Here is a 26,044-nt window from a genome sequence, read left to right on the forward strand (position 1 = left end):
GCCCTACCTTTGGCTAACCCACGTCGCGGCGGGTCATTCGCAACCAACCGATGACCCCAGCGATAAGTCCGTACGCCAGCAAAACTGCGAATCCAGCCCACGGAGCGAGCAGATTACCGGCTTCCATGGCCGAGTAGAAGCTTGCCCCGACCATCGCATCGCCAGCGGCGCCCGGCAGGTATGCGGCAACGCCCTGCAACGGCTCGATGAGGCCCAATGCCAGGCGAAGGATCGGCTCCGCCAACTGGGTCCAGCCCACGAGCAGGACGATCACCATCACCTGATTCGGGATCGCCGCGCCGAGGCCCACACCCACGACGGCCCACACCGCGAGCGCAACAACGCCCATGGCGATCGAGCCCCACATGGATGCGCTCGTGAGGAATGTGGCGCTGTCGGTGAGCGCCAGGCCAGCGCCGCCCACGACCACGCCGGCACTCATTGCAAGAACGCCGTAGAGCAACCCAAAGGGAACGATTGCGATCAGCTTCGCGGCGATCAGACGGCCACGGCGCGGATCCATCAGCAACGTGGTGTCGATGGTGCGGTGGCGGTACTCCGAGGTCAGGCTGAGCGCCCCGAGCACGGCGGGGAAGACGTATCCGAAGGAGACCGGCAGGCTGTAGACCATCGTTGCCAACATCTCGGGGTCCATGCCTGACGCGTCTGGCTGATCTGCACCCGTGGCGCCGAGTTCCTCCGCGAACGCGAAGCTGAACACGATGACGGCAACCATGAAGATGACGCCCAGCGCGAGCGACAGTGCCAGGACCCACCACAGGCGGGTCGTGAGGAGCTTGCGCACCTCTGCGCGGATCGCGGCGCTCATGCGGCAACCTCCTGGGAAGTGAGGCGGAGGAAGACGGTCTCGAGGCTCTCCCGCGAGTCCTCGAGACCGTGAACTTCAAGCCCATCCGCAAAGGCTGCGGCGCCCACCTGCGCGGCGGTCGCGCCGGTGATGCGCGCATGGGTGGGGTCGGTCAGGTTTGCGGAGCCAGGGAAACGGTCCGTAAGGAAGGACGCGAGCCGGTCGGCGTGGGGGCTGGCGAGGGTGACGGAGGCATCGGTCATGCCGCGCAAGTCGGAAATGGATGAGGCGTGGCGCAGTGCGCCGCCCGCGACAATCACGACATCGTCCACCGTGAGCTCAACTTCGCTGAGCAGGTGGGAGCTGAGCAGCACGGTTCCACCATTTGCCGCGAACGCACGCAAGAACGCGCGGAGCCACTGAACCCCCGCCGGGTCCAAACCGTTGGCGGACTCGTCGAGGATCAAGACTCGTGGGTTGCCCAGCAGTGCCGTTGCCAGCCCCAGCCTTTGCTTCATGCCCATCGAGAACCCGCCTACTCGGCGACCCGCAGCGTCACTGAGGCCTACGAGTTCCAAGACCTCCGAGCATCGGCCCTCCTCAACGCCCGCTTGCGACGAGTACACCTTGAGGTGATCGCGAGCGGTGCGGCCCGGGTGGAAGGCGCCTTCGAAGTGGGCTCCGACCCACTGCGCCGGCCGGTCGAGCTGAGCGTAGGGGCGCCCATCGATCAGCGCTGCGCCGGAGGTCGGCTCGACGAGTCCGACCAAGGCGCGCAGGGTCGTCGACTTGCCGGCCCCGTTGGGCCCCAAGAACCCGGTCACGCGTCCGGGCTGCGCCGTAAACGTGAGGTCGTCCACTGCCGTAATCGCGCCAAACTTCTTGGTGAGCGAGCGGATCTCAATCGCGGGGGCGTCCATCCGAGTCCTTTCGTAACCGTAGGGGCCTGCCCGATGCTATCCGGCGTCGCTATGCTGGCCACACTATGGACGACGATCGGCGTCGCGGATGCTGACCGCGTGGCTCTTGGTAGGAGCCGGCGTGGTGTTGACCGCCGGCACAGCAATCTTTGTCGCGTCCGAATTCTCGCTGGTAGCGCTCGACCCCGCTCACGTCGATGACAAAGGTAAGCGCGGCAAGCGCGTCGTGCGTGCTCTCAAGCGACTGTCCACGCAACTCTCTGGTGCTCAGGTCGGGATCACGCTGACCACGATTCTGCTCGGCTACACCGCCCAGCCCGCGATCGTCGAACTGCTGAGCATCCCGCTGGAATCGACCGCACTGGGCCGCTCGGCGGTGGGCGTGATAGCCGGCATCACATCGCTCATTCTTGTCAACGCGTTCTCGATGGTCTTTGGCGAACTCGTGCCCAAGAACGCCGCGCTCGCGGACCCCATGCGCACGGCCCGGATCGCGGCGCCGCTCAACATGGCGTTCACGTCTGCACTCGGCCCGGTCATCACTGTTCTCAACAAGACCGCGAACGCGATTCTGCGCGCCTTTGGAATCGAGCCGCGCGAGGAACTGTCAGGAGGACGGTCTCCGCAGGAACTCGCAGCGCTGGTCCGCCGGTCGGCTGAGGCAGGCACACTCGACCCCTCGACCGCCTTGCTGCTGAAGAACACCATTGATCTTGATGCGCTCACGGCGATCGACGTCATGACCGACCGCACTCGCCTTCATTCCCTTGGCGGCTCCGATAGCGCCGCAGACGTGCTGATGCTCGCGCGTGCGACGGGGCACTCCCGTTTCCCGGTGATTGGTGACGGGCTTGATGACGTGATTGGGCTTGTGCACCTGCGTGCGGCGATCTCCGTGCCGTTCTTGGACCGCGAGTCGACGACCGTCGAGCAGTTGATGGCTGGTGCGCCACGCGTCCCGGAGACGCTGTCCATGCGACCGCTGCTGCTGGAGTTGCGCGGACACGGCATGCAGTGCGCGATCGTCGAGGACGAGTACGGCGGCACCGCGGGCCTGGTGACTCTCGAGGATGTCGTGGAAGAGCTGGTGGGAGAGGTCGCCGATGAGCACGACCCTCGCCGCACGGATTCCCACCGGATGCCCACGGGTGCCTGGGTGGTCCCCGGCGAACTGCGTCCTGACGAGGTCATGGAGGTCGCTGGCCTCGAGATCCCCGAGTCTCCCGCGTACGAGACCCTGGGCGGTTTCGTGATGGCGCGCCTGGGCCGGGTGGCTCGCGTGGGCGACACCGTGGAGACGGCCGATGTTCGGGTCAGGATTGAGCGGATGGCCGGCAGGCGCATTGACCGGGTCCGGCTCGAAGACGTCGCGAGTCGAGGTGAGTCCTCGTGAGCGGGTCGATGGTGGTGCTCGTGGTGGGGTTGCTCCTCGCCAACGCGTTCTTTGTGGGCGCGGAGTTCGCTGTGATCTCTGCGCGGCGCAGCTCGATCGAACCGCGGGCGGAGGCAGGGTCGCGCTCTGCCAAGACGGTCCTGTGGGCCATGGAGAACGTGTCCGACATGCTGGCGTGCGCCCAGCTGGGCATCACCGTGTGTTCGGTGTCGCTCGGTGTGGTGGCGGAACCAGCGCTGGCCCATGCCTTGGAAGGGCCGATGCAGGCGTGGGGGATGCCGGAAGGCGCGGCCCACGTTGTGGCCATGATCATTGCGCTCGTCATCATCGTGGGGCTTCACGTGGTCGTAGGGGAGATGGTGCCCAAGAACGCGGCAGTCTCGACTCCGGACCGCGCGGCGCTGCTGTTGGGGCCGCCGCTGGTGTGGCTGTCCAAGGTCCTGCACCCCATCATCGTGGCGCTGAACTGGCTCGCCAATGGTGTGCTGCGGATGGGCGGGATCGAGCCGCGGGACGAAGTCACAAGCGCCTTCACCGCCGATGAGGTTCACTCCATTGTTGAGCGCTCCTCCGAGGAGGGCACGCTGCACGATGCCGAGGGTCTCCTGGCGGGCGCTATCGAGTTTTCCGACCGCACGGCGGGCGAAGTGATGATCCCCGTTGACGAGGTCCAGTCCCTGGCCCCCGGCGCGAGCGTTGAGGGCGTCGAGGCGATGGTGGCGGAGACTGGCTTCTCCCGGTTGCCGGTGCGTGGCGACGGCGGATTCGTGGGCTATCTCCACATGAAGGACACGCTTTTCGCGCGGCCCGGCGAGCGTGAAGAACCCATCCAGGAGTGGCGCGTCCGAGCATTGCCCCAGGTAGCAGCCGATGACCAAGTGGAGTCGGTGCTGGCCACCATGAGGCAGACGGGGGCCCACATCGCGGTTGTTCGTGACGACGAGAACGAGCTTGGCCTGATCCACCTCGAGGACATTATCGAGATCTTGGTGGGCGAGGTCCGGGACGCGATGGCGCGCGAGGAAACGACGGAACCTGCCGGTGGTGCTGAGCGTTAGGTGGAAAACGCCTGCCTGTCGGATCGTTTCGACACTGTGACAAAGGCGTCATCCCCAGGGGTAGCCAAATAGGTAACGGTTTGGTTAAACTCGTGGCTATCTTGGACCGGGTGGGGCGGTCGAGAACGATGGCAATCGAAAAGTACGGAGGCTCGTGTGAGCAAGCATGCTGGCGCGTCCGCGACGCACCATCAGTCGCGACGCACCCGTCGTATTGAGGCCACCGAAGTCACACAAGTCAGGACCACCCACCGTCGTCGCAAGTTCCTCGCACGCTCGTCCGTGCTTGCAGGTTTTGCGCTCACAATGATCGTTTACCCAGCAGTCGGCACCATCTCGCCGTATGCCGGAGCGACCGAGCCCACCGAGAACGTCGCAGTGGCCGCGAGTGGTGAGGCTTCCACCTCATCGCGCGTCATCATCGGTACCCAGAGCCTCGAAGAGCGTCAGCTGCCGTTGCCAGAAGTTGACGGCAATGGCGCGGCGCTCGCTGTCTCCGGCACCTACTCTGCATCGCCCTACTTGCCCGACTGCAACCCGTCTGACGGCGCTGAGGGCTACAACGGCCAGCTCACCGCGGACTCGCTGTGCGACGTCAACGGCGCGGAACTGCGCAACGATGCCGCCGTAGCGCTCGCAGAACTCAACGCAGCGTACAAGCTCGAGTTTGGCCGCGACCTGTGCGTCGGCAACGGCTACCGCAGCCTCTCGCAGCAGTACGCCACGAAGGCCAGCCGCGGCTACCTCGCCGCAACACCCGGCAAGTCGGTGCACGGCTGGGGCCTCGCGATCGACCTGTGCGGAAGCGACGACACCGGCTACTCCAAGGCGTGGCTTGAGGCCAACGGCCGCACCTGGGGCTGGGTCAACCCATCCTGGGCTAAGTCCAGCAAGTGGGAGCCGTGGCACTGGGAGTACGAGCCCGGCACAGACGCCCTGGGCGTGTACGGCGAGAACTACTGGAACAGCAAGCCGTACCTCAACACGCGCGACTAGCGCGCCTCAGACAACACACACGAAGGGCCGCATCCCAGACGGGGTGCGGCCCTTTGTCGTTGTCGGGTGCTTCGGTTCGTTGAGTTCGTCGCCCGCCCCCAGAGCGCCGCGCCCGCCGCACACTCGCAGGCCCCCACCCCAGTAGGGCTCTAGCGTCACTTTTCTCCAAGAATGTGACCCAGATGCCCTACTGGAACGCGGGAGGGGAGTATTCAACGTGCGGGGTTGCACACGGCCACGGGCGTGTCGGTCGCGGCTACCAGGCGCGACAACGCATCATTTGGCACGCTGGTGTTACCGGGCGTCATTTACCACCCTTGGAATGTGCGCCGGCTCGACTCACGAGGAGGTGGGGCATGCGAATCGGCGTCCCCAGGGAAGTAAAGAGCAACGAGACACGTGTCGCCCTGACTGCTGAGGCGGTCAAGGAATTGACCGATGCTGGCCATCAGGTGGCAATTCAGGTGGGCGCAGGCGCGTCGGCCGGGATCCCAGACGCGGACTTTGCCGCAGTGGGCGCCCAGTTGGTGCCCGACGCGGCCTCTGCGTGGGGCGCGGACCTTGTGCTCAAGGTGAAGGAGCCCCAGCCCAGCGAGTTCGACCTGCTGAGTGACTCGATCCTCTTCACATTCCTGCACCTCGCCGCGAACGAGCCACTTGCCACCGCGCTGTGCAAAGCGGGCACGACGGCGATTTCCTACGACACCGTTCAGACAGATGACGGTGCACTGCCCATCCTCACTCCCATGAGCGCGATCGCTGGCGCGGTGGGAGCGCTCGAGGGCGCGCACCACCTCCTCAGCCCCTACGGTGGCCGCGGACTCCTCCTTGCGGGGGCGCCAGGGGTGCCACCTGCGCGTGTTGTGGTCATTGGCGCCGGGGTCGCGGGCACCGCGGCGTTGGAGAGAGTGATCGATGCGGGGGCCGATGCTGTTGTGATGGATATCGCGACCGACCGGTTGGCAGCGCTCGAGGAGCGGTTCGGAGACGCGGTCACAACAGTTGAGTCGACACCGCAAGCCGTGGGGGAGCAGGTGGCACAGGCGGACGTGGTGATTGGCGCCGTGCTGGTGCCGGGACGTCCCGCGCCCGTCGTGGTGACGCATGCGATGATCGAGTCGATGAAGCCCGGATCCGTGCTGGTCGACATCGCGATCGATCAAGGCGGGTGCGTCGAGGACTCGCGTCCCACGACGCACCGGGACCCGGTCTTCGAGGTCAGTGGCTCACAGCTGTACTGCGTCGCCAACATGCCCGCGGCAGTGGGATCGACTGCGACCCAGGCGCTCGTGCATGCCTCGCTTCCGTACGTGAAGGGGCTGGCCGATCACGGTGCGGCCGCACTGGATGCTGATCCAGTGCTCATGCGCGGTCTCAATGCCGATGCAGGAAAGATCCGAAACCGTGCCGTTCATGAGGCATTTCCACACCTTCCGGCTGATCTGGCGTGATGTCGAGCGTAGGCGCCTCCGATGACTCAAGCTCCTCGGGCGTGGGCTGCGGCGGTTCCGGACGTTCGTTCACGACTGGGTAGTCCGAGAACTCCCACTCGGCCGCCTCGCGCCCTAGTCTCACCATGGTCTGCAGGTCTCGTACCTGCCACTGGGAACGATTGGCGAGCTTGGGGCTGAGCACGGTGACGTCCGAGCGGATCTCGTATTCATGGACGTCGAAGCTCGTTTCAAATCCAGGCAGGTCCCATTCGGGCGCGACCCTGACCGCGATGACATGTTCGGCACCGAGCCCAAGTGCCGCCTCAATCGGGAGGTTTTGGACGAGTCCGCCGTCAAGGAGCTGCCGGCCCTCGATCTCGACGGGACGGAAGACCCCCGGAACGGCGATCGACGCCGCCACCGCTGCGGACAGCGAGCCGTGATCCACGACGACGGCCTCACGGGAGTCAGTATCCGTCGCGACCGCCGCGAAGCGAATCGGAAGGTCTTCGATCTGAACATCTCCGCCGGTGACGTTGCGGATCCGCTGGTGAAGCGCATCGGCCGTCAAGAGCCCTAAGCCAGGCTTGGGAGTCCACGTGCCAAACGTCGACCAGCCCCAGCGCAGGATGCGCCGTTCGAGGTCATGTGGGTCGATTCCGAGCGCGGTGGCGCCGCCGGCAATCGAACCGGCAGAGGTGCCCACGATGATGCTGGGAACAATTGCCCGCTCGTGAAGCACCTGGAGGACGCCCACATGCGCGGCACCCAAGGCCCCGCCGCCACCCAGTGCCAGCCCCACACGGGGCGAATATCGCAAGTCTTCGACAGTCTCCATGCCGCCATCGTAGGGAACCTTCCCCGTGAGCGCCCGTAGTCTGTCAGGCATGACTGAAGTTTCTGGGAACGGGGAGGCTCCGCGCAGTTGGGGGCCGCTGCTCGGCGCGTTCGCTGTCGCACTCGTGGTGATCATTGGCGCGATCCTGTGGTTCTTCCTCGGTTCGGACGTTTCCACGGTGGAACAGGACGCGATCGCAGTGTGCGAGGAGATGGCCGTTGAGGCCGGGCTGCCGGAGATCGCCAGGGGCGACGTATCTGGGCCCGATGAAGACGGTGTGATCTCGATCGCATGGGAGTTCGACGACGGCACCTTCGGCGGGTGCGATGCGCAGCAACTCGACGACGGCGGCTTCGACGCGGAGCTGGTCGGAGACGCCGTACAAGACCTGTAGCATTCCGCGGGTTTGAGCAATGGGCCGCCGCCGGGTACGTTCGCATGAGAGAAAATGCGTGAGGAGCGGCCATGGAGCAGCGTCAGCTGGGCAAGCGGACAGTCGGAGCGATCGGACTAGGCGGCATGCCCATGTCGATCGAGGGCCGGCCAGATGAGGCCCGGTCAATCGCCACGATCCACGCCGCGCTCGACGCCGGTGTCACTCTGATCGATACCGCCGACGCTTATCACCAGCACCCCGGTGAGGCCGGCCACAACGAGGCGCTCATCGCCCGCGCACTCGTCAGCTACCCGCACCACAAGTCCGAGGTCCTCGTCGCCTCTAAGGCTGGTCACGTCCGGCCCGGCGACGGAACGTGGGCCATCAACGGCGACCCCGCCTACCTCAAGCAAGCTGCCAAGGCCACGGCGCAGCGCTTGGGCCGCGACAGCATCGGCCTGCATCAATTCCACCGCCCCGACCCTCGCGTTCCTTACGCGGACTCCGTGGGCGCCTTCGCTGAACTCCTCGACGAGGGAGTCATCGAGATGGCGGGTGTCTCCAACGCGAACGTGGAGCAGATTCGCGAGGCGCACGACGTCCTCGGCGGCCGCCTGACCTCGGTCCAAAACCAGTTCTCGCCAGCGTTCGTTTCGAGCTACGACGAGCTCGAGTTGTGCGGCGAACTTGGCGTGGCGTTCATCCCGTGGAGCCCGCTGGGCGGAATCGGCAAGGCCGGAGACGTGGGCACGCGGTTCCTGCCGTTCCAGCATGTGGCCGATGCTCGGGGTATCTCAGCGCAGCAGGTCGTGTTGGCTTGGGAGTTGGGTTTGGGCGATCACGTCATCCCGATTCCCGGAGCATCGCGTCCCAGCTCAATTCTTGACTCCGCGGGTGCGAGCGAGATCACGCTCACGGATGACGAGATGGAGCAGTTGCGTCCCACGTTGGACGCGTAGCGCGGTCTTCCTCGTAGTGTCAGACTGTCGCCATGAACCCTTCACGCCTGGTGATCACCATGACCCGCACGGCAGGCCTGGCGATGCTCAACCACGGCATCGTCTCTCTCGCACAGTCGGGGGAAGATCCTCAGTTCTCGGGCAAGCGGCGCTTGCTCGATAAGGGAGTGCGGCGCGTGCTGGGCGATGTGGTCGATACCCCGGGCTTCGCAGCGGCGGAAGCGCTCGCGGGTGCCGTGCTCGTCGTGGTGATTCCGAAGTTGATCAAGCGCGGATAGTCCTGCGCGATCGGGAGTCTGCCTGCCCGACAACGCTGAGGGGATCCACACCTTTCAGTGTGCCCCTCAGCGTATGTGTCGCGAGCATGCAACGTGCCCCCGACAGGAATCGAACCTGCGACCTTCGGTACCGGAAACCGGCGCTCTATCCGCTGAGCTACGGGGGCAATGCGGGCGGACCCGCGAGGGTCAAGGTTACCAGCAGCCAAGGGGCGCGCCGTGCTTGCGAATCGGGTGCAAGCTGGGCCGGCCTGAGTGCTAGGAAATAGGTGCTGGCCCGCTTGAATCGCGAACCACGAGATCGACGGGCAGGCGCAACTGCTGGTGTTCGGCCGTGCCTGCGCGCACCTGCGACAGAAGCGAGGTGGCCTCCTGGCCTGCACGCGTCAGCGGAATCGCCACCGTTGTGAGCTGCGGCTCGACGTAGGTCGCGGCGCTGATGTCGTCGAATCCCACCACGGAGACGTCCGTAGGGATGCTCAGTCCGCGTGCACGCAGTCGAGACGAGACGCCGAGCGCGAGAAGGTCGTTGTAGCAAAGGATCGCGGTCGACCCTGTGGCGAGCGCGAGGTCCGCCGCGGCGACGCCACCTTGGTAGAGCGGGCGATGCGGGCCCACGTCGGAGACCTCGATATCGCTTGCGTCTGCCAGCGCGAGGCGTCGTTGTGCGTCTGACCATGAGGCGGCGGGTCCGCCGACGTAGGCGACGCTCTTGTGGCCGAGCGCTCTCAGGTGACGCAGCGCCTGCGATACTCCGCTGCCGGAGTCAAATGTCACCGACGCCAGCTCGTCAACCTCGCGGTTCACCAGGACGACTGGTCCGGAGTCGGCGCACTCTCGGATCTCATCGTCGGTCATTCTGGGTGAGCACAGAATGAGGCCCTCGACGCTCGGCTGGAGGTCACGCACCATCGCGCGCTCAGCACGGGGATCCTCATCCGTGTCGGCCACAAGCACGGCGTATCCGTCACGGCGCGCGCCCTCTTGCACGCCTTTGGCGATAGCCGCGAATGATGGGTTAGCGAGGTCCGGTAGGACAAGACCAAAGTGCTGGTGTCGGCCAGAGGCCAATGCCTGCGCGGACCGGTTGGGTTGGTATCCCAGATCGGCAACGGCGTCCTCGACGCGTTGGCGCTTGGCCGGGGAAACGCTGTCGGGCGCGCTGAGTGCGCGGGAAGCTGTCGCGGCGGAGACTCCGGCTGCGCGTGCCACATCTCGCAACGTCGTCACAGGAACCTCCCGGAGTGTCTAAGTACGCTGCGTGAATGCGGTTTCACGGCCACGGCTCAGCGATCTGACCCAGCCGTGGGCAAGATTCTAGCGCGCTTTCGGCGTCTGCGGGCAGGGCCCACTTGCCTGAAAGGCGGGTACGTGGGACAGTGGAGACCAGCGCATGAAAGCGCATTCATTTGTTTCAATGGTGAGACGGTCAACTCGGACAAGGAGTCGTGGTGGAAGCAATCAACGGTGAGGGTTCAGCCACAACGAGGGATGCAGACGGGAGCGGGCGCGGGGTTCACGAGGCCCTGGGCGTGCACCGTCTGGTGCCCGTCGTGGTGCTCGACGACGCGAAGGATGCGGGCGGCCTGGCCGATGCTTTGGTCGCCGGGGGGCTTCCGGTCGCCGAAGTGACCTTCCGCACGGCCGCAGCGGCCGACGCTATTGCTGCCATGTCCGCGCGGGGCGACATGCTGGTGGGGGCGGGTACGGTGCTGAACGCCGCTCAGGTTGACGCCGCGGTGGATGCTGGTGCGTCCTACGTGGTGTCGCCGGGCCTGTCGCGAGCGGTGGTGGAGCGCTGCCACGAGCGCGGTGTGCTCGCGTTGCCCGGTGCCGTGACGGCGTCCGAGGTCATGGCCGCACTCGAGCTGGGCGTCACCACGGTGAAGTTCTTCCCGGCTGGAACCTCCGGCGGTGCGCCAGCCCTGAAGGCCCTTGCCGCCCCCTTTGGTGACGTGACATTTGTACCTACCGGCGGCATCGGCCCTAAGAACCTGCACGAGTACCTGTCCATCCCGGCTGTTCACGCCGTTGGCGGCTCGTGGATGGTGCCCAGGGACCCGGTGCGAAGTGGAAAGTTCGATGAAGTGCAGTCGCTCGTGGCCGAGGCCGTGGCGCTGCTAGGTAAGGAGGCCTGAGATGTCTGTTCTGAACGTCAAGAGCGCGGCGCAGTGCCGCTTTGACGCGGTGTCGCTGGGCGAGGTCATGCTGCGCCTGGATCCGGGTGAGGGGCGCATTCGCACTGCGCGGTCCTTCACGGCGTGGGAGGGCGGCGGTGAGTACAACGTCTCGCGTGGGCTGTCCCGTGCCTTCGGGTACCGCACCGGGATCGTGACCGCGCTCGCGGACAACGAGGTAGGCCACCTGGTCGAGAACCTCATCCTTGCCGGCGGCGTCGACACATCCAACCTGGTGTGGAAGGACTACGACGGCATCGGTCGTGGCGTGCGCAACGGTTTGAACTTCACCGAGCGCGGTTTCGGTGTGCGCGGAGCGGTGGGCGTGTCCGATCGTGGTCACACGGCTGCGTCGCAGCTGACCGCCGAGGACGTGGACTTTGACCACCTCTTTGGCGAGCTGGGTGTTCGGTGGCTGCACACTGGCGGCATCTACGCCGCTCTGTCTGACACGGCCGCGGAGACCGTGATTGCCGCCGTCGAGGCAGCTCACCGTCACGGAACCGTCGTGTCCTACGACCTCAACTACCGTCCGTCGCTGTGGAAGGCGATCGGCGGAATCGAGAAGGCGCAGGAGGTCAACCGGGCCATCGCTCCGCACGTGGATGTGATGATCGGTAACGAGGAGGACTTCACGGCATCACTCGGTTTCGAGGTTCCCGGCGTTGATGAGTCGCTTGCAGAGTTGGACGTGTCTGGTTTCGCCTCGATGATCGAGACTGCTGCGGAGGCGTTCCCGAACTTCCAGGTGATCGCGACGACGATGCGCGGCGTGAAGACCGCCACCGTCAACGACTGGGGAGCGCTGGCCTGGTCGCGCGACACCGGCGTGGTGCGTTCCACTCAGCGCGATGGGCTCGAGATTCTCGACCGCGTGGGTGGGGGAGACTCCTTCGCTTCCGGCCTGGTCCACGGAATCCTCGAAGGCGAGACCCTTCAGCGTGCCGTCGACCTTGGCGCCGCGCACGGCGCTCTCGCGATGACGACCCCTGGCGACACCACCATGGCCACCAAGGCCGAGGTGCACAAGCTTGCTGCAGGTGGGGGCGCGCGCGTCGACCGTTAGCAGCAAACGAAAACAAGCCCGCCCGTCCCTGGGCTGTGTGTGGACCAGGGGCAGGTGGGCTTGTTGCTGTCTGGTGGCTGCGGTGCGCGCGCTCCGGTGGCCGGCCCGATGCTCGTGCCCTTTGCGCGCTCCCATGCGCACTCGTGTGCGCTAGCAGGTGCCCAGTGCTCTATCAGGCCATTTTTGGACACTGAGGACCTGCTGGGCCGCGCGAAACGCGCGGACCCTAGATGGATACTCGGCAGCTGTCCTTGTGCCCGGCTTGCCTGGCAAAGGTGGAGTCCCCAGCAACTTCCATCCCCGATCAGGTCGGTACGTCAGCCGCGCCACAGCATCGGCTCTACTGCAGTGGAGCTCCTACTCAAGGAGCGCGAACTCGAGGCGGGCGCTACTCGTGAGCACGTCGTGTTCCAGCCCGAACTCGTCATGCGGCGCTCGTCCAAGCTGACTGCCTAACTGTCCCGCCTCGACCGTCCCGCGCGAGGCCGTAGCGGCATGGCTGGGATTCGCTAAACCGTCTCGATTGGGTACAGTGAAAATCGATTCCTGGGGGCCTTGCCATGGGTTTGCGAGGCGGCCCCTAGGATGTACCTGCTGGCAACGACGCACGCGTGAGGGGTTTTCGTATGGTGAAGATAGTGGACGTCGCGCGTGCGGCTGGCGTCGCACCTTCCACGGTGTCTCGAGCGCTCAACGGCGACCCTACGGTGACGCAGGAATACCTCGACCGTGTTCGTGAAGCCGCGGAAGCCCTGGGGTATCGCCCTAATCGCGTCGCGCGCAGTTTGCGCCGGCAATCCACCGATGTGGTTGCCCTGATCATCCCTGACGTGGGCAACAACTTCTGCACTGCAATCACGCGCGGAGTCGAGGACGTCGCTCGGGAGGCGGGGCTGTCGGTCTTGCTATGCAATTCAGACGAGGACTCCGCCAAGGAGGCGATGTATCTCGACATCGCGGAGGCACAGCGCGTCGCAGGCGTGGTGATCGCCCCACACAGTCAAGACGCCGATGTCTCCCTCGTGGTTGACAGTGGGATTCCCGTCGTGGCGATCGACCGTCATCTCGGCGACAAGGTGGACTCCATTACCACTGACTCTCGCACCGGCGCCCGGGAAGCCACCGCACATTTGTTGGAGGCTGGCTGGGAAAGGCCTGGCTGCTGCGGGGGCCCGCGGGATATTGAGACCGCGTGGTGGCGTGCCGATGGCTATCGCGACGCAGTTGAGGAGGCGGGGGTGCCCGCAACCATCGCGCACGGGACCTACGACCGCGAGGGTGGTGCGGCTGCGGCTGCGGAACTTCTTGACGGCCACCCTGAGCTTGACTCGCTGTTCATTTCCAACGAGCAGATGGCTCTGGGAGTACTGGCTGAACTGGGGCGGCGGGGGTTGCGCCCGGGGGTTGACATGGGCGTCCTGACGTTCGATGACACACCGTGGGCGCCGCTCATGGCACCGCCGATGTCGGTCGTGGAACAACCCGCATACGAGATTGGGGCCCGTGCCGCCCGCCTGCTGACAGACCGCATCCGTGGCGACGTGAGTGGAACACCGTGCCACGAGGTCCTGCCGACGCGGTTGGTCGTGCGCGAGAGTTCACGCCGCGCGACTCGGTGATCTACGCACACTGGGAACGCGGCGACGAAGCAGCCGTGGTGACTCACGCTTGAGTTCGCTACCCAAGCCAACGGCAAGGAATTTTGCCTCAAAGGGCAGAGTGTCCCTGCGCCCACGATCGCCCAGCTCATGCGTTCCTTGTGCGGCATTCCAGTTTGTGTTCGGGTCGAATACTCGGGCATAGCTGCGCGTGCCATAGGTCACAACCGCGTTACGAAGATCTCGCATCGTGAAGTCTCACTTGACACGGTCAAGATTGCTTCCCTATGGTGCGATGAATCGATTTCTTGGATCGCTTCGACGCGGTCCGTCCCCAGGATCGAACTCAATGAGGAGTACGGATGTCAACGACGACACCAATGAACGGCGCGCGTGAAGATCATGCACCACTATTGGCTGTTCGAGGTGCCAGCAAGGCCTTCCCCGGCGTTCAAGCTTTGGGCAATGTCGACCTCACCGTGAAGCACGGCGAAGTGCTCGCGTTGGTTGGTGAAAACGGCGCAGGCAAGTCCACGCTCATGAAATTGCTGTCCGGTATCTACACGCCGGACACCGGAAAGTTTGAACTCAACGGCGAAGCCTTCGAGCCGTCCTCGCCCAAGCATGCGCAGGAACTCGGAATCAGCATCATTCACCAGGAACTGAACCTGATGCCTGACCTCACCGTCGCGGAGAACATCTTCATTGGTCGCGAGCCGCGCCGAGCAGGATTCGTGCTCTCGGACAAGGAGCTGCGCACCCAGACTGTTGAACTCCTCCAGCGGTTGGACTTGAAACTCAATCCCGATGCACTTGTGGGGTCGCTGTCGGTCGCACAGCAACAGATGGTGGAGATCGCGAAGGCCCTCAGCTACGACGCCAAAGTCCTGATCATGGACGAGCCGACGGCGGCGTTGAACGACGCTGAGGTTGCGACGCTGTTTGACCTCATCCGCCGCTTCATCAGCCCCGAGACCGGCGTGATCTACATCTCCCACCGCCTCCCTGAACTGCCTCAGATCGCGGACTCGATCGCTGTGTTGCGGGATGGTGAGAACGCCGGTGCCGCCTCGATGGCTGAGACATCGAACTCTCAGATCGTGGCGCTCATGGTGGGACGGGAGATCAAGGTCGAGCAGCGTCCGCAGCCGCCTGCCAAGGTGGGTGACGTCGCGCTGCGCGTCGACGGTCTGAGCACCGCGACGCTGCTAAAGGACATCTCGTTTGAGGCCAGGCGCGGCGAGATTCTCGGCTTCTCCGGCCTCATGGGCGCAGGTCGCACCGAGCTGGCTAGAGCCATCATCGGTGCAGATCCCATGACCAGCGGAACGATCGAGGTCAACGGCACCGCCAAGCGGATCCCGAACCCGGCTACGGCAGCCGACCTCGGCATCGGCTATCTGTCTGAAGACCGCAAGGGCCTCGGTGTGCTGGTCGAGCGTGATGTGCGCGAGAACATCGCGTTACCGTCGCTTAAGTGGTTCACTCGCGGGCCCGTGGTCGACATGCGGCGCATGGACAAGGCGGCTCGCGAGCACGTTGAGGCGCTCCGCATCAAGACGCCGTCGACGACGCAGGTTGTGCGCAACCTCTCGGGCGGAAACCAGCAAAAGATCGCGATCGCGAAGTGGCTCGAACACCACAGCGACATCCTTATCTTTGATGAGCCCACACGCGGAATCGACGTTGGCGCCAAAGAAGAAATCTATGGCTTGTTGCAACAGCTCGCAGATGAGGGCAAAGCCATCATCGTCATTTCATCCGACCTTCCCGAACTCATCAGACTTGCTCACCGCATCGCGGTGATGGCTGACGGCCGCCTGACCGCGACCGTACCTAACGAAGACGCAACCCAGGAGACACTCATGGAATACGCGACCCACGCGACCACTGAGGCGGTGGCATGATGACGCAGACCGCAACGAAGAACGATCAGGCATCTTCCACGGAACCCTCGCGATTCGATCACCTCAAGCAGTCAGCGCGGGGCTCGATCCAGCAACTGCTCGCCTTCGCGAGCCTCATTGTGATCATCGCGGTGTTCTCGTTCCTGAGCCCTCACTTCCTGACCGCGAACAACCTGATCAGCATTCTGACCGCCGCAACGGTGACCGGCATCCTGGCGCTCGGCACGACGTTCGTGATCATCACCGGTGGTATTGACCTGTCCATCGGAACCGGCATGATCCTGTGCGGCGTCATGACGGGTGTGTTCCTCACCTACTGGGGCTGGCCCATCTGGCTCGGTGTGCTTGCCGCAATCGCCTTTGGAGCGTTGATCGGATTCATCAACGGCATCAACGTGTCGATTCTCGGGATCCCCCCGTTTATCGCCACTTTGGGCATGATGCTGATCGCTTCCGGACTGTCGCTGGTGATCTCTGGGACCCGCCCCATCTACTTCAATGACACGCCAGCCTTCGGCGACATCATGAACCTGCCGATCATCCCTGGCACGCGCTTCCCGCTAGGCGTCGCATTCTTTATTGCGGCGATGGTGGTGGCGTGGTTCCTGCTGTCCAAGACGGTCCTCGGTCGTTACACCTTCTCCATTGGTAGCAACGAGGCCGCCACTCAGTTGTCCGGAGTGAACGTGCGCAAGTGGAAGGTCATCATCTACACGGTATCCGGTCTCTTCGTCGGACTGGCTGGCGTGTTGGCCGCATCGCGACTGAGTTCGGCACAGCCCACCGGTGGCCTTGGCCTCGAGCTTGAGGCGATTGCCGCCGTCGTGATCGGTGGAACCTCGCTCGCGGGCGGTAAGGGATCCATCATCGGAACGGTCGTGGGTGCGCTCATCATGGCGGTGCTCACCAACGGCCTGCGCATCATTTCCGTCCCACAGGAGTGGCAGTCCGTCGCAGTCGGCATCGTCATTCTTGCAGCGGTCTATGTCGACATGCTGCGTCGCCGCAAGGCCGCATAACGCGCACTGAACCTCAACTTTCACCCCATATTTACACCCATTGCAAAGGAGCAATAATGAAGAAGAATCACCTCACAGGATTCGCTGCCGGTGTGGCCGCGATGTCGTTCGCGCTCGTCGGTTGCTCATCCTCGGATGAAGGTAGCGACGACACGATGAGTGCCGAGGCGGACTCAAGCGCTGCGACCAGCGAAGAGATGCCATACGTCGCGATCGTCTCGAAGGGCTTCCAGCACCAGTTCTGGCAGGCCGTGAACGCAGGCGCAGACCAGGCCGCCGAGGAGTTCGGCGTGGAAATCACGTTCGAAGGCCCCGACACCGAAGCTGACGTCGACCAGCAGATCCAGATGCTGCAGACCGCCCTTGACCGCGACCCCGACGCCATCGGCTTTGCCGCGCTTGACTCGCAGGCCGCTGGGCCGCTGCTCGAGCAGGCACAGTCATCGGATATCCCCGTGGTGGCGTTCGACTCCGGTGTCGACAGCGACATCCCGGTGACGACCGCATCGACTGACAACAAGGCTGCTGCAGCCGAAGCCGCCAAGCAGATGGTGGAAGCCATTGGCGGAGAGGGTGAAGTCGCCCTGATCGTTCACGACCAGACCAGCGTCACCGGTGTGGACCGTCGCGATGGCTTCATCGAGTACATCGAGCAGAACGCTCCCGATGTCGAGATCGTTGACACCCAGTACGGCGGCGGTGACCAGGCAGAGTCTGCTGACCTCGCCAAGGCGATCATCAGCGCAAACCCGGAGCTCGACGGAATCTACGGTTCGAATGAGGGCTCCGCGATCGGTGTTGTCCAGGCCGTCAAGGAGCTCGCGCTCCCGGCTGACCAGCTGATCGTCGTCGGCTTTGACTCCGGTCAGGCTCAGATGGACGCCATCCGTGACGGTTCCATGTACGGCGCCATCACGCAGAACCCCGTCGGAATCGGCTACGAGACTGTGAAGGCAGCAGTTGAGGCGATGAATGGTGAGACCCTTCCCTCCACGATCGACACCGGCTTCTACTGGTACAACGCTGACAACATCGACGACCCAGAGATTGCTGCGGTCCTCTACGAATAAGAAGCGTCAGGGGCACGGTTGGGGCTCCTGATAGTTCCGTTCACCAATGGCGGGTGCGCTACTCCTCTCGGGGCGCACCCGCCATTGCTGTGTCTGGACACGGCTCGAGCGCAGTTGTGAGACGCCTCACCGGCGGTAAGGTCCGAGTTATGAGACGGACGTGGCTGGTTCCCATTGCAGTTGCGCTTGCGGCTTGTGGCTCGCCGTTGCCGGAGTCGGACCCGGAAGCGGTGGGGACGGCCGATGCTGTGGCTGCCCAGGACGGCGACGTCGCCATCTCGTTTGTGCCGGACGTGGGCTACGAGTACTTCGAGGGCACCACGTTTGTCGTAGGTGACGAGGTTCCGGTCGGCGGGAGCGCCAAGGCCGCGAGCGACATCGAGGCCGGCGACGCAATCGCGGTGTGGACCGATGTATGCGCCGAGTCCTTCCCGGTCCAATGCGTGGTGACAGCCGTCGAGGTGCTTGACTGAGTGCATGGACAACCCTGTTGCTTTGACCCTCATCGGCGGACCCACTGTCGTCATCGAATACGCCGGTCAGCGCCTCCTGACTGACCCCACGTTCGACCCGCCGGGGGAGTATGGCAATCTCGCCAAGACCGCCGGCCCGGCGGTGGACCCGCAGGACCTGTGGCCGCTGGACGCGGTGCTCCTCAGCCACGATGAGCACGACGACAATCTCGACATCGCCGGCCGCGCGATCCTCACCGAGGTCCAGCAAGTGCTGACGACTCCGAGTGGCGCTCAGCGCCTTGGGCGCGCGATGGGCCTTGAGGCGTGGGAGAGCACCGACTTGCTGGGCGGCGGCGAGACCATCACGGTGACGGCGGTGCCCGCGCAACACGGTCCTGACGACGTTGCCCCGCACCTCGGGGACGTCACCGGCTTCGTCCTAGAGGCGCCTGGCCACCCCACCGTCTACATCTCCGGCGACAACTCAGAGGTGAGTGTCGTCGAGCAGGTCGCACAGCGTTTCCCGGATGTCGCGCTTGCGCTGGTATTTGCCGGCGCCGCCCGTATTGACCGGCTTGGCGATGCCCTGCTGACGGTCGATGCGGAACGCACGGCCAGCATCGGCTCCCTGTGGCCTGAGGCGGCCCTGGTTCCCGTGCACGTCGAGGACTGGGCGCACTTCTCGCAGCCGCGCGAGGACTTCGTGGCGTGGTTCACGGACCATGACCAGGCCGATCGCCTCACGCTCGTGGAGCGCGGAGAGCGGATCGAGCTGTAGAGCCGGACCCCAGCAGGTGCCCAGTGCCCAAATGGGCCAGTTTTGGGCATTCAGCACCTGCTGCGCGGCAGGAGGGATGGTTTAGCGTGACAGGCATGACGACGATGCCGGATGTAGACCCATGGATCCTCGAAACGCTTGAGGCCTTACCGGGCACGGATGTGGTGCCGCATCCCGACTGGGGGTCCCAAACCCTGCAGGTCGCCGGCAAGCACTTCGGGCGCGTGGGGACTGACTCCGGCGGGCGGCCAATACTGACGCTCAAGGGCGACCCGGACGACAACGCTGCTCTTGTGCAGGAGTACGAAGGCATCAATCCCGGCTACTACGCCAACAAGCGGCTGTGGGTGTCCATAGCGCTTGACGACGACTGCATACCGCGGCTGGTCTCCCGCGAGGCGCTGTTGGGTGCTTACGAGATCGTCAAGGCCGCGCTGCCCAAGTACGTGCAGGCTGAGCTGGGTCTCTAGGCGGTTGAAGCAGGCGGCGCGGTGGAGTCGCGCACGATGAGCTCTGTTGCCAACTCCAGTCGCTTGCTCGACAGAGGTTCGTTCCCGATCGACTGCAGCAGAAGTCGCGCAGCAGTGGCACCGATCTCGTCGAACGGCTGCCGGACAGTTGTGAGGTGGGGGGCCGCGGAAATGGCCTGCATGCTGTCGTCGAATCCCACAACGGATAGTTCCGAAGGAACACGAATGCCCTTGAGGTGCGCGATATCCAATACACCGAGCGCTTCAAGGTCATTGGACGCGAAGATCGCAGTTGGGGCTTCAGGCATATCCAAGAGCTTGCGGCCCGCAACCTGGCCGTCCTCGAACAGGAAGTTTCCCGGCTGGTCATAGGTGCCGGGTACTTCGATGCCTGCCTCCCGCAGCGCGTGGTAGTAACCGGCACGGCGCGCATCCGCGCACTCGCTCGCCCTTCCGCCAATGAACGCGATGCGTTCGTGGCCAAGGTCGATCAGGTGCTTCGTCGCTGCGTATCCGCCAGTAAAACTGTTCACGCCCACTGACGGAATCCCGTCGGCCGGCGTGTTGACGGGGTCAATGACCACAAGTGGGATGTGCGCGTCGCTGAGCGCCTCTTGCTGTTCCTTGTCAAGACGGGACGTGACCAGGATGACTCCAAGGTGGTCTGCGCTCACAAGCGCCTGGGACCATTCCCCCTCGGACCGGCTGGGAGTGAGTTTTGTCACCACGTGAACGCCCGCATGCTGAGCGTGTTCGAGGACTCCGCGAAGGAGCGCGAGGTTGTTGGCGTTGTCGAGTGCGTCAAAGGCAACCACGATGGTGCGTTGGGAAGAGGTTGCGGGTGCGGTGCGTGGGACGTAGTCGTGTTCACGCAAGATTGCGGAGATTCTCGCTCGAGTTTCGGGGCTGACGTCCGCGCGGCCCTTGACGACCTTCGACACGGTAGGCACCGAGACGCCCGCTTGGTCCGCAATGTCTTTGAGTGTCGGGCGGCGCTTCTCTGTGGCCTCTGACGTCATTGTGAATGCCCCCTTGCTCTCCCTTACGGAAGGTACTGGCAACGTTACGAATCGGCCACGACCTTGTGGACTTCGCCCGCTGCGCTTGACAGGTTCTTGCTACACGTCGTACATTGCGAACAACGTTGCGCAAACTTGCGAAGACTTTTCGAAAGATCGCTCGGCGTTCTAACTCGAGATCACGATGATGTGAGGAGCAGTACATGTTCATGAAGGGCAAACGAACCCTTGGCCTGGTGGCAGCAACGAGCGGACTCGCGCTGACGCTGGCAGCCTGCGGAAGCAGCGGCGACAGTGACGAGACTGACAGCAGCGCAACGGCTGGTGGCGGTAGCGAAGCCAGCGCTGGATCCGCGACCATCTGGGTCACAGCAGGCACCGACTCAGTCCTTGAGGCGTCGATCGCTGACTGGAACTCCGCCGGCAACGGCGAACTCGAGATGCAGGTCTTCGAGAACGACCCCTACAAGCAGAAGCTCCGCACTGCGGTGAGCGCTGGCGAAGGACCCGCCATCTTCTCAGGTTGGGGCGGCGGCGGTCTGGCCGAATATGTCAACGAAGGCGCTGTCGAGTCGCTTCAAGCGGCACTTGACGCCGAGCCTGAGCTGCGTGACCGCATCTTCCCAGCCGTCCTATCTGGTGGCACCGTCGACGGCGAGATCTATGGTGTCCCCCTCAACGGCGTTCAGCCGGTGGTCTTCTACATCAACCAGCCGGTCCTGGATGACGCAGGCGTGGCTGTGCCCACGACGTGGGATGAACTCATGGCAGCCGTCCCCGTCCTACAGGAAGCGGGCGTCGCGCCGGTCTCCATCGGTGGCGCGAGCAAGTGGCCCTACCTGATGTGGATCGCGTACCTTACGGACCGCGTCGGCGGCCCCGAGGTCTTCGACGCTGTTGTCGCCGGTGAGCCTGACGCGTGGATGGACCCCGCGATCATCGAGGCCGCAAGCATGATTCAGGACCTCGTGGAAGCCGGCGGATTCGTCGACGGCTTCTCGGCAGTTGACGCGAACCAGGGCGCAGCCGAAGCGCTCGTTTACACCGGCAAGGCGGCTATGCAGCTGCAGGGCGCCTGGGCATATTCCGGCACCTACCTGACTGCCGCTGAAGACTTCGTGACTTCCGGTGACATGACCTGGTCGACCTTCCCTGCGGTTGAGGGAGGCGCAGGCGATGCCTCCAACGTGACCGGCAACCTGTCGTCGTACTTCTCGATCACCGCTGACTCCACGGACGAGGAAAAGGCTACTGCGACTGACTGGCTGCTCCACGGTGTGATGTCGGATGATTACATCGATGACCTGATGGACACCGGGGCCGTTCCTCCGATCTCGGGCCTTGAGGACAAGCTCGCCGAGACTTCTGCGCCTGAGTGGAACGAGTTCGTCTACTCCAGCGCCGAGGACGCCGGCAACTTCCAGCTCTCGTGGGATCAGGCGCTCGACGCGGTCCAGGCAGACGCACTGCTCAACAACCTTGAGAAGGTCTTCCTCCTGGAAATCACGCCTGAGGAGTTCGCTGCCAACCTCAATGAGGTGGCTCAGCAGGGATGACAGTCCTCGCAACCCGGCGGGCCGCCGCGAAGAAGTACCGCGTCGGCCCGCCGGCCTCCCTGAGTGTTCCCGCACTGGTGATGTTCGGGTTCTTTGCCATCGTTCCGCTGTTCATTGCGCTGGGGCTGAGTTTCACAAAGTGGAACGGTCTCGGCACCCCGGAATGGGTCGGCCTCGACAACTGGGCGACGGTCGTCACGGACTCCTCGATCGCACACTCGATCTGGCTGACCGTCGGCTTGATGGTGCTGTCGTGGATCATCCAGACCCCGATCTCCATGTTGTTGGGTGTGTTCCTCGCGGGACGTGAGCGCTATCGAGAGATCCTCGCGGTCATCTACTTTGTGCCGTTGCTTCTGTCGTCGGCCGCCATCGCGATTGCCTGGCGCAACCTCCTGGATCCCAACTTCGGGCTCTTCTCGAGTGGTGCGATTCCGTTCCTCGACCAGAACTGGTTGGGCGACCCCAACCTCGCCTTCATCACGGTGACTTTGATCATCGCGTGGCAGTTCATCCCGTTCCACACGTTGCTTTACCAAGGTGGAGCACGGCAGATCTCTCAGTCGATGTATGAGGCAGCTGCGCTGGACGGCGCTGGCCGCGTGCGCCAGTTCTTCTCGATCACGGTTCCGCAGATGAAGTACACGATCGTGACCTCGTCGATGCTGATGTTGGTGGGTGCGCTCACGTACTTCGACGTCATCTGGATCTTGACTCAGGGTGGACCCGGCGACGCAACGCGCATCCTGCCGCTGGCGATGTACCAAACCGGATTCGTGGCCAACCAGATGGGCCTTGCCTCAGCCATCGCGGTCGTTCTTGCCGTCGTCGGCATGACCCTGTCACTGACCATTACACGATTGTCAGGCTTCTCCCGCATGGAGAGCCAGGCGGAAGGTGAGTGACGGCATGGCCGACACCAAGACTCGGAAGTCTTCCTCCGTAAAGATCATTCGCAGCCAGCCGGCCCGGGTGACTCGCAAGAAGCCCAATGTGGCGGGCGGGATCCTGTCGTTTGTGTGGCTCGCGATCGTCGCGATCCCGTTGTACTGGCTCGTCTTGACAAGCTTCAGGACCCAGGCGACGTTCTTCACCGACAAGCCGTTGGCGTTTCCTTCTGACCCCACGCTCGACAACTACGCGCTGGTGCTGGAGAACGACTTCTGGCGATACCTTGCCAACTCCGCGATCGTGACGGTCTTTGCAACAGCCCTGATTGTCGCGTGTGGGTTCCTGGCGGCATATGCGATCGCCCGCAACGGACAGGGAATCTCGAAGGCGACATTCAGCGTCCTGCTGCTGGGCCTCGCCATTCCGTTGCAGGCCACCATCATCCCGATCTACCTGTTGATCGTGGAGATGGGCCTGTACGACAGCCTCATCGCCATCATTTTGCCGTCCGCGGCGTTTGGATTGCCGATTGCGGTGCTCATCCTCGTGAACTTCCTGCGCGATATCCCGCGCTCGCTGTTTGAGGCGGCGCGGATCGATGGCGCGAGTGAGTGGAAGGCCATGTTGTCAGTGGCACTTCCGTTGGCGCGTCCGGCGATCGTCACGGTAGCGATCTACAGCGGCCTGAACGTGTGGAACGGATTCCTGTTCCCCCTGATCTTGACGCAGAGCGAAGACAAGCGGGTCCTTCCGCTCGCGCTCACCACGTACCAGGGCCTGTTCACGATCAACGTTCCCGCGGTGGTTGCAGCGGTGGTGTTGTCGAGTCTCCCGGTGATCGCGCTGTACATCCTTGGTCGCCGCCAGCTGCTCGCAGGTATGACCGCCGGCTTCGGCAAGTAGCGGGTCTTAAGGCGACCTGACATCTTCTAATCATTGACCTTTTGAAAGGAGCCATGGAACTTATGGCCACTGAACTGCACGTATCAAAGAGCGGGTCCGACCGTGCCGATGGCTCTGCGGACGCACCCTTCCTCACCATCAATCACGCCGCGGCGGTTGCGATGCCGGGGGACACCGTCATTGTTCACGAAGGTGTCTATCGCGAGTGGGTACGCCCCCAGCGTGCTGGGCTGAGTGAGACCCGGCGGATCACCTACACCGCTGCGCGCGGCGAGCGTGTCGCTATCAAGGGTTCCGAAGTGGTGACCGACTGGGAGCCCGTGGGAGAGGGGGCTTGGAAGGTATCGGTCCCCAATGCGCTCTTTGGCGAGTTCAACCCTTTCAACGAAGAGGTCATTGGAGACTGGGCCCTGTATCCGACTCAAGACTCACCTCACCGTCATCTCGGCGATGTCTATGTCAACGGCGCGAGCCTCTACGAAGCGGATGTCCTGGACGATGTACTGCATCCGACGGCCCGCGACACGACAGTGGACGGCTGGTCCGGAGTTGCGGTGACGCGGCCAGAGGCTGGTAGCACGGGTCGGTTCTGGTTCGCCGAGGTCGGTGACGACGAGACCGTAGTGTGGGCAAACTTTGGAGAAGTGGACCCAAACAGCGAACTCACCGAGATCAACGTTCGCCGCTCGGTCTTTTCACCCGTCGAGCACCACATGGATTACATCACCGTCCGCGGATTTGAGCTCGCGCAGTCAGCGTCGCCTTGGGCGCCGCCTACGGCGGACCAGCCCGGCTTAATTGGGCCTAATTGGGCAAAGGGCTGGGTCATCGAGGATAACGAGATTCACGATGCGAAGTGTGTCGGGATCTCGTTGGGGAAGGAAGGGTCCACTGGGCATCACTTCTTCACTGAGCGTGGCGACAAGCCCGGCTACCTCTACCAAATCGAGACGGTATTTCAGGCAATCCGGATTGGCTGGGACCGCGAGAGCATCGGTTCACACATCGTTCGCCGCAACCACATCTTCGACTGTGGGCAGGCCGGCGTCGTTGGGCATATGGGTTGCGCATTCTCGACGATCTCCGACAACCACATTGAACGGATTGCCCTCAAGCGAGAGTTCTTCGGTCACGAAATTGGCGGAATCAAGTTCCATGCTGCACTCGACACTGTGATCGAGCACAACCGCATCAACGACTGCACCTTGGGCGTATGGCTCGACTGGCAAACTCAGGGCACGCGGATGTCCCGCAACGTTCTGTACCGCAACACCCGCGATGTGTTCATTGAGGTCTCCCACGGTCCGCACCTCATCGACCACAACATCTTTGGGTCCGCTGCTGCGCTCGAGGTTGTCAGCCAGGGTGGCGCTTACATCAATAACTTGATCGCCGGTGCCGTCCGACTGGAGCCCGTCATGGAGAGGCCCACGCCCTATCACGTGCCTCACAGCACCCAGGTGGCGGGCTTTGCTGCCATCACCGGTGGCGACGACCGCTTTATCGCGAACATCTTCCTCGCAGGATCCCTAGAAGACGCCTACACGCCAGGCACGTCGCAGTTCGAACAGGCAAGCTTTGGAACGTCGGGTTACGACGCAATGGATCCGAGTTGGGAAGTGTTCATGGCGGCAATCGACCTCGAAGCCAGCGACCATGAGCGCTACCACGGCATCGCGCGCCCGGTCCAAATCGAGCGCAACGTCTACGCAGCTCGCGCACAGGCCTATCGGCACGAGACAGATCCCATCGCTCTGGACGGCGACTCGATGCTCGGCTTTGCGATCGAGGAGAATGGAGACGAGGTTTACCTCAAGCTCGAGCTCCCCGCGGGCTTCGCGGCATCGCGGCAAGCTGTGATCTCGGGTCCTGACCTGCGTCCTGCCTACTACCCGTCGGCAGATTTCGAGAACCCTGATGGATCGACCGTGGTTTTGGACACTGACCTGATCGGGACGCACAAGACTGGCGTCAACGACAATCCTGCGGGCCCCCTCGCCGGATTGACAGAAGGAGTTCAGCAACACCGAATCTGGTAGTGAGTTCAACAGTAGGACCGCGAAAACCCGGCGCCAG

Annotated in this window: 25 protein-coding genes and 1 tRNA gene; 20 read left to right on the top strand and 6 right to left on the bottom strand. The window is 63.8% G+C overall.

The features are described 5' to 3' along the window. Window positions 1–13: 13 nt before the first annotated feature. Window positions 14–829, bottom strand: a complete 816-nt coding sequence (locus AOP74_RS07950; protein WP_061961742.1) for an ABC transporter permease — start codon at window positions 827–829, stop codon at window positions 14–16. Beyond that, window positions 826–1,728, bottom strand: a complete 903-nt coding sequence (locus AOP74_RS07955) for an ATP-binding cassette domain-containing protein (protein ID WP_061961743.1) — start codon at window positions 1,726–1,728, stop codon at window positions 826–828. The genes AOP74_RS07950 and AOP74_RS07955 overlap by 4 nt, the downstream gene beginning before the upstream one ends. Before the next feature lie 121 nt (window positions 1,729–1,849). Between AOP74_RS07955 and AOP74_RS07960 the strand changes: the two genes are divergently transcribed. The 4 genes from AOP74_RS07960 (at window position 1,850) to ald (ending at window position 6,626) form a co-directional block, all read left to right on the top strand. Further along, entirely contained in the window at window positions 1,850–3,121 is a 1,272-nt protein-coding gene (locus tag AOP74_RS07960) for a hemolysin family protein (protein ID WP_369345495.1), read from the top strand. Then, window positions 3,118–4,179: a hemolysin family protein gene (locus AOP74_RS07965; RefSeq protein ID WP_236683759.1), complete on the top strand. Its 1,062-nt coding sequence runs from the start codon at window positions 3,118–3,120 to the stop codon at window positions 4,177–4,179. Before AOP74_RS07960 ends, AOP74_RS07965 begins: the two co-directional genes overlap by 4 nt. A gap of 156 nt (window positions 4,180–4,335) precedes the next feature. Continuing rightward, window positions 4,336–5,175 carry a M15 family metallopeptidase gene (locus tag AOP74_RS07970; RefSeq protein WP_061961745.1) on the top strand — a complete coding sequence of 280 codons (840 nt, stop codon included), beginning with the start codon at window positions 4,336–4,338 and terminating at the stop codon, window positions 5,173–5,175. Window positions 5,176–5,531: 356 nt separating this feature from the next. Beyond that, on the top strand, window positions 5,532–6,626 hold the full coding sequence (ald, locus tag AOP74_RS07975) for an alanine dehydrogenase (RefSeq protein WP_061961746.1): 1,095 nt from the start codon (window positions 5,532–5,534) through the stop codon (window positions 6,624–6,626). On the opposite strand, the gene AOP74_RS07980 is transcribed toward ald, so the two are convergent. Next, window positions 6,550–7,497 (bottom strand): patatin-like phospholipase family protein, encoded by a 948-nt coding sequence (locus AOP74_RS07980; RefSeq protein ID WP_160297472.1) that lies wholly within the window; start codon window positions 7,495–7,497, stop codon window positions 6,550–6,552. The two genes, ald and AOP74_RS07980, sit on opposite strands and share 77 nt — an antisense overlap. Here AOP74_RS07980 and AOP74_RS12060 point away from each other — a divergent pair. The 3 genes from AOP74_RS12060 (at window position 7,496) to AOP74_RS07995 (ending at window position 9,059) form a co-directional block, all read left to right on the top strand. Next, the gene (locus tag AOP74_RS12060; protein ID WP_061961748.1) at window positions 7,496–7,840 is read left to right on the top strand and encodes a flagellar basal body-associated FliL family protein; all 345 of its coding nucleotides are present in this window, start codon (window positions 7,496–7,498) and stop codon (window positions 7,838–7,840) included. The two genes, AOP74_RS07980 and AOP74_RS12060, sit on opposite strands and share 2 nt — an antisense overlap. Window positions 7,841–7,911: 71 nt before the next feature. Then, window positions 7,912–8,781 (top strand): aldo/keto reductase, encoded by an 870-nt coding sequence (locus tag AOP74_RS07990; protein WP_061961749.1) that lies wholly within the window; start codon window positions 7,912–7,914, stop codon window positions 8,779–8,781. A gap of 32 nt (window positions 8,782–8,813) precedes the next feature. Beyond that, window positions 8,814–9,059: a hypothetical protein gene (locus AOP74_RS07995; protein ID WP_152649220.1), complete on the top strand. Its 246-nt coding sequence runs from the start codon at window positions 8,814–8,816 to the stop codon at window positions 9,057–9,059. Between the two features lie 94 nt (window positions 9,060–9,153). Here AOP74_RS07995 and AOP74_RS08000 read toward each other — a convergent pair. Continuing rightward, window positions 9,154–9,226, bottom strand: a tRNA-Arg gene (locus AOP74_RS08000). Between the two features lie 91 nt (window positions 9,227–9,317). After that, window positions 9,318–10,289 (bottom strand): LacI family DNA-binding transcriptional regulator, encoded by a 972-nt coding sequence (locus AOP74_RS08005; RefSeq protein WP_061961751.1) that lies wholly within the window; start codon window positions 10,287–10,289, stop codon window positions 9,318–9,320. A 218-nt stretch (window positions 10,290–10,507) separates the two neighbouring features. Here AOP74_RS08005 and eda point away from each other — a divergent pair, with 218 nt between their 5' ends. The 9 genes from eda (at window position 10,508) to AOP74_RS08050 (ending at window position 19,599) form a co-directional block, all read left to right on the top strand. Next, window positions 10,508–11,197 (top strand): bifunctional 4-hydroxy-2-oxoglutarate aldolase/2-dehydro-3-deoxy-phosphogluconate aldolase, encoded by a 690-nt coding sequence (gene eda, locus AOP74_RS08010; RefSeq protein WP_369345496.1) that lies wholly within the window; start codon window positions 10,508–10,510, stop codon window positions 11,195–11,197. Between the two features lies 1 nt (window position 11,198). Beyond that, entirely contained in the window at window positions 11,199–12,302 is a 1,104-nt protein-coding gene (locus AOP74_RS08015) for a sugar kinase (protein ID WP_061961752.1), read from the top strand. Window positions 12,303–12,928: 626 nt separating this feature from the next. After that, window positions 12,929–13,921 carry a LacI family DNA-binding transcriptional regulator gene (locus AOP74_RS08020; protein ID WP_061961753.1) on the top strand — a complete coding sequence of 331 codons (993 nt, stop codon included), beginning with the start codon at window positions 12,929–12,931 and terminating at the stop codon, window positions 13,919–13,921. Window positions 13,922–14,262: 341 nt separating this feature from the next. After that, window positions 14,263–15,807 carry a sugar ABC transporter ATP-binding protein gene (locus tag AOP74_RS08025; RefSeq protein WP_152649221.1) on the top strand — a complete coding sequence of 515 codons (1,545 nt, stop codon included), beginning with the start codon at window positions 14,263–14,265 and terminating at the stop codon, window positions 15,805–15,807. After that, complete coding sequence (locus AOP74_RS08030) at window positions 15,804–16,826, top strand: ABC transporter permease (protein WP_082096126.1); 1,023 nt, start codon at window positions 15,804–15,806, stop codon at window positions 16,824–16,826. The genes AOP74_RS08025 and AOP74_RS08030 overlap by 4 nt, the downstream gene beginning before the upstream one ends. A 56-nt stretch (window positions 16,827–16,882) precedes the next feature. Beyond that, window positions 16,883–17,896 carry an ABC transporter substrate-binding protein gene (locus AOP74_RS08035; protein ID WP_061961755.1) on the top strand — a complete coding sequence of 338 codons (1,014 nt, stop codon included), beginning with the start codon at window positions 16,883–16,885 and terminating at the stop codon, window positions 17,894–17,896. Window positions 17,897–18,045: 149 nt separating this feature from the next. Continuing rightward, a complete protein-coding gene (locus tag AOP74_RS08040; protein WP_061961756.1) occupies window positions 18,046–18,369 on the top strand; it encodes a hypothetical protein in 324 nt (107 codons plus the stop codon). A 4-nt stretch (window positions 18,370–18,373) separates the two neighbouring features. Next, a complete protein-coding gene (locus AOP74_RS08045; protein WP_061961757.1) occupies window positions 18,374–19,129 on the top strand; it encodes an MBL fold metallo-hydrolase in 756 nt (251 codons plus the stop codon). Window positions 19,130–19,224: 95 nt separating this feature from the next. Then, window positions 19,225–19,599 (top strand): MmcQ/YjbR family DNA-binding protein, encoded by a 375-nt coding sequence (locus tag AOP74_RS08050; protein WP_061961758.1) that lies wholly within the window; start codon window positions 19,225–19,227, stop codon window positions 19,597–19,599. Here the strand turns inward: AOP74_RS08050 and AOP74_RS08055 are convergent. Continuing rightward, the gene (locus AOP74_RS08055; protein ID WP_061961759.1) at window positions 19,596–20,618 is read right to left on the bottom strand and encodes a LacI family DNA-binding transcriptional regulator; all 1,023 of its coding nucleotides are present in this window, start codon (window positions 20,616–20,618) and stop codon (window positions 19,596–19,598) included. The genes AOP74_RS08050 and AOP74_RS08055 overlap by 4 nt on opposite strands. A gap of 209 nt (window positions 20,619–20,827) precedes the next feature. On the opposite strand from AOP74_RS08055, the gene AOP74_RS08060 reads away from it, so the two are divergent. From AOP74_RS08060 to AOP74_RS08075, 4 genes are read left to right on the top strand one after another with little or no spacing between them, the layout of a single operon-like run. Then, window positions 20,828–22,174 carry an ABC transporter substrate-binding protein gene (locus AOP74_RS08060; RefSeq protein ID WP_201774302.1) on the top strand — a complete coding sequence of 449 codons (1,347 nt, stop codon included), beginning with the start codon at window positions 20,828–20,830 and terminating at the stop codon, window positions 22,172–22,174. Further along, on the top strand, window positions 22,171–23,079 hold the full coding sequence (locus tag AOP74_RS08065; protein ID WP_061961761.1) for a carbohydrate ABC transporter permease: 909 nt from the start codon (window positions 22,171–22,173) through the stop codon (window positions 23,077–23,079). The genes AOP74_RS08060 and AOP74_RS08065 overlap by 4 nt, the downstream gene beginning before the upstream one ends. Next, window positions 23,072–23,968 carry a carbohydrate ABC transporter permease gene (locus AOP74_RS08070; RefSeq protein ID WP_236683760.1) on the top strand — a complete coding sequence of 299 codons (897 nt, stop codon included), beginning with the start codon at window positions 23,072–23,074 and terminating at the stop codon, window positions 23,966–23,968. Before AOP74_RS08065 ends, AOP74_RS08070 begins: the two co-directional genes overlap by 8 nt. A gap of 53 nt (window positions 23,969–24,021) precedes the next feature. Beyond that, on the top strand, window positions 24,022–26,007 hold the full coding sequence (locus AOP74_RS08075) for a right-handed parallel beta-helix repeat-containing protein (protein WP_236683761.1): 1,986 nt from the start codon (window positions 24,022–24,024) through the stop codon (window positions 26,005–26,007). Window positions 26,008–26,044: the final 37 nt, after the last annotated feature.

Origin of the sequence: Demequina flava, from assembly GCF_000975035.1 — a bacterium.
Taxonomy (GTDB): domain Bacteria; phylum Actinomycetota; class Actinomycetes; order Actinomycetales; family Demequinaceae; genus Demequina; species Demequina flava.

What these genes read in the sequence shown, in the direction of transcription:
- AOP74_RS07950 (WP_061961742.1), bottom strand. Translation starts at nt 829, where the DNA reads ATGAGCGCCGCGATCCGCGCAGAGGTGCGCAAGCTCCTCACGACCCGC.
- AOP74_RS07955 (WP_061961743.1), bottom strand. Translation starts at nt 1,728, where the DNA reads ATGGACGCCCCCGCGATTGAGATCCGCTCGCTCACCAAGAAGTTTGGC.
- ald (WP_061961746.1), top strand. Translation starts at nt 5,532, where the DNA reads ATGCGAATCGGCGTCCCCAGGGAAGTAAAGAGCAACGAGACACGTGTC.
- AOP74_RS12060 (WP_061961748.1), top strand. Translation starts at nt 7,496, where the DNA reads ATGACTGAAGTTTCTGGGAACGGGGAGGCTCCGCGCAGTTGGGGGCCG.
- AOP74_RS07980 (WP_160297472.1), bottom strand. Translation starts at nt 7,497, where the DNA reads ATGCCTGACAGACTACGGGCGCTCACGGGGAAGGTTCCCTACGATGGC.
- AOP74_RS07990 (WP_061961749.1), top strand. Translation starts at nt 7,912, where the DNA reads ATGGAGCAGCGTCAGCTGGGCAAGCGGACAGTCGGAGCGATCGGACTA.
- AOP74_RS07995 (WP_152649220.1), top strand. Translation starts at nt 8,814, where the DNA reads ATGAACCCTTCACGCCTGGTGATCACCATGACCCGCACGGCAGGCCTG.
- AOP74_RS08015 (WP_061961752.1), top strand. Translation starts at nt 11,199, where the DNA reads ATGTCTGTTCTGAACGTCAAGAGCGCGGCGCAGTGCCGCTTTGACGCG.
- AOP74_RS08020 (WP_061961753.1), top strand. Translation starts at nt 12,929, where the DNA reads ATGGTGAAGATAGTGGACGTCGCGCGTGCGGCTGGCGTCGCACCTTCC.
- AOP74_RS08025 (WP_152649221.1), top strand. Translation starts at nt 14,263, where the DNA reads ATGTCAACGACGACACCAATGAACGGCGCGCGTGAAGATCATGCACCA.
- AOP74_RS08030 (WP_082096126.1), top strand. Translation starts at nt 15,804, where the DNA reads ATGATGACGCAGACCGCAACGAAGAACGATCAGGCATCTTCCACGGAA.
- AOP74_RS08035 (WP_061961755.1), top strand. Translation starts at nt 16,883, where the DNA reads ATGAAGAAGAATCACCTCACAGGATTCGCTGCCGGTGTGGCCGCGATG.
- AOP74_RS08040 (WP_061961756.1), top strand. Translation starts at nt 18,046, where the DNA reads ATGAGACGGACGTGGCTGGTTCCCATTGCAGTTGCGCTTGCGGCTTGT.
- AOP74_RS08045 (WP_061961757.1), top strand. Translation starts at nt 18,374, where the DNA reads ATGGACAACCCTGTTGCTTTGACCCTCATCGGCGGACCCACTGTCGTC.
- AOP74_RS08050 (WP_061961758.1), top strand. Translation starts at nt 19,225, where the DNA reads ATGACGACGATGCCGGATGTAGACCCATGGATCCTCGAAACGCTTGAG.
- AOP74_RS08055 (WP_061961759.1), bottom strand. Translation starts at nt 20,618, where the DNA reads ATGACGTCAGAGGCCACAGAGAAGCGCCGCCCGACACTCAAAGACATT.
- AOP74_RS08060 (WP_201774302.1), top strand. Translation starts at nt 20,828, where the DNA reads ATGAAGGGCAAACGAACCCTTGGCCTGGTGGCAGCAACGAGCGGACTC.
- AOP74_RS08065 (WP_061961761.1), top strand. Translation starts at nt 22,171, where the DNA reads ATGACAGTCCTCGCAACCCGGCGGGCCGCCGCGAAGAAGTACCGCGTC.
- AOP74_RS08075 (WP_236683761.1), top strand. Translation starts at nt 24,022, where the DNA reads ATGGAACTTATGGCCACTGAACTGCACGTATCAAAGAGCGGGTCCGAC.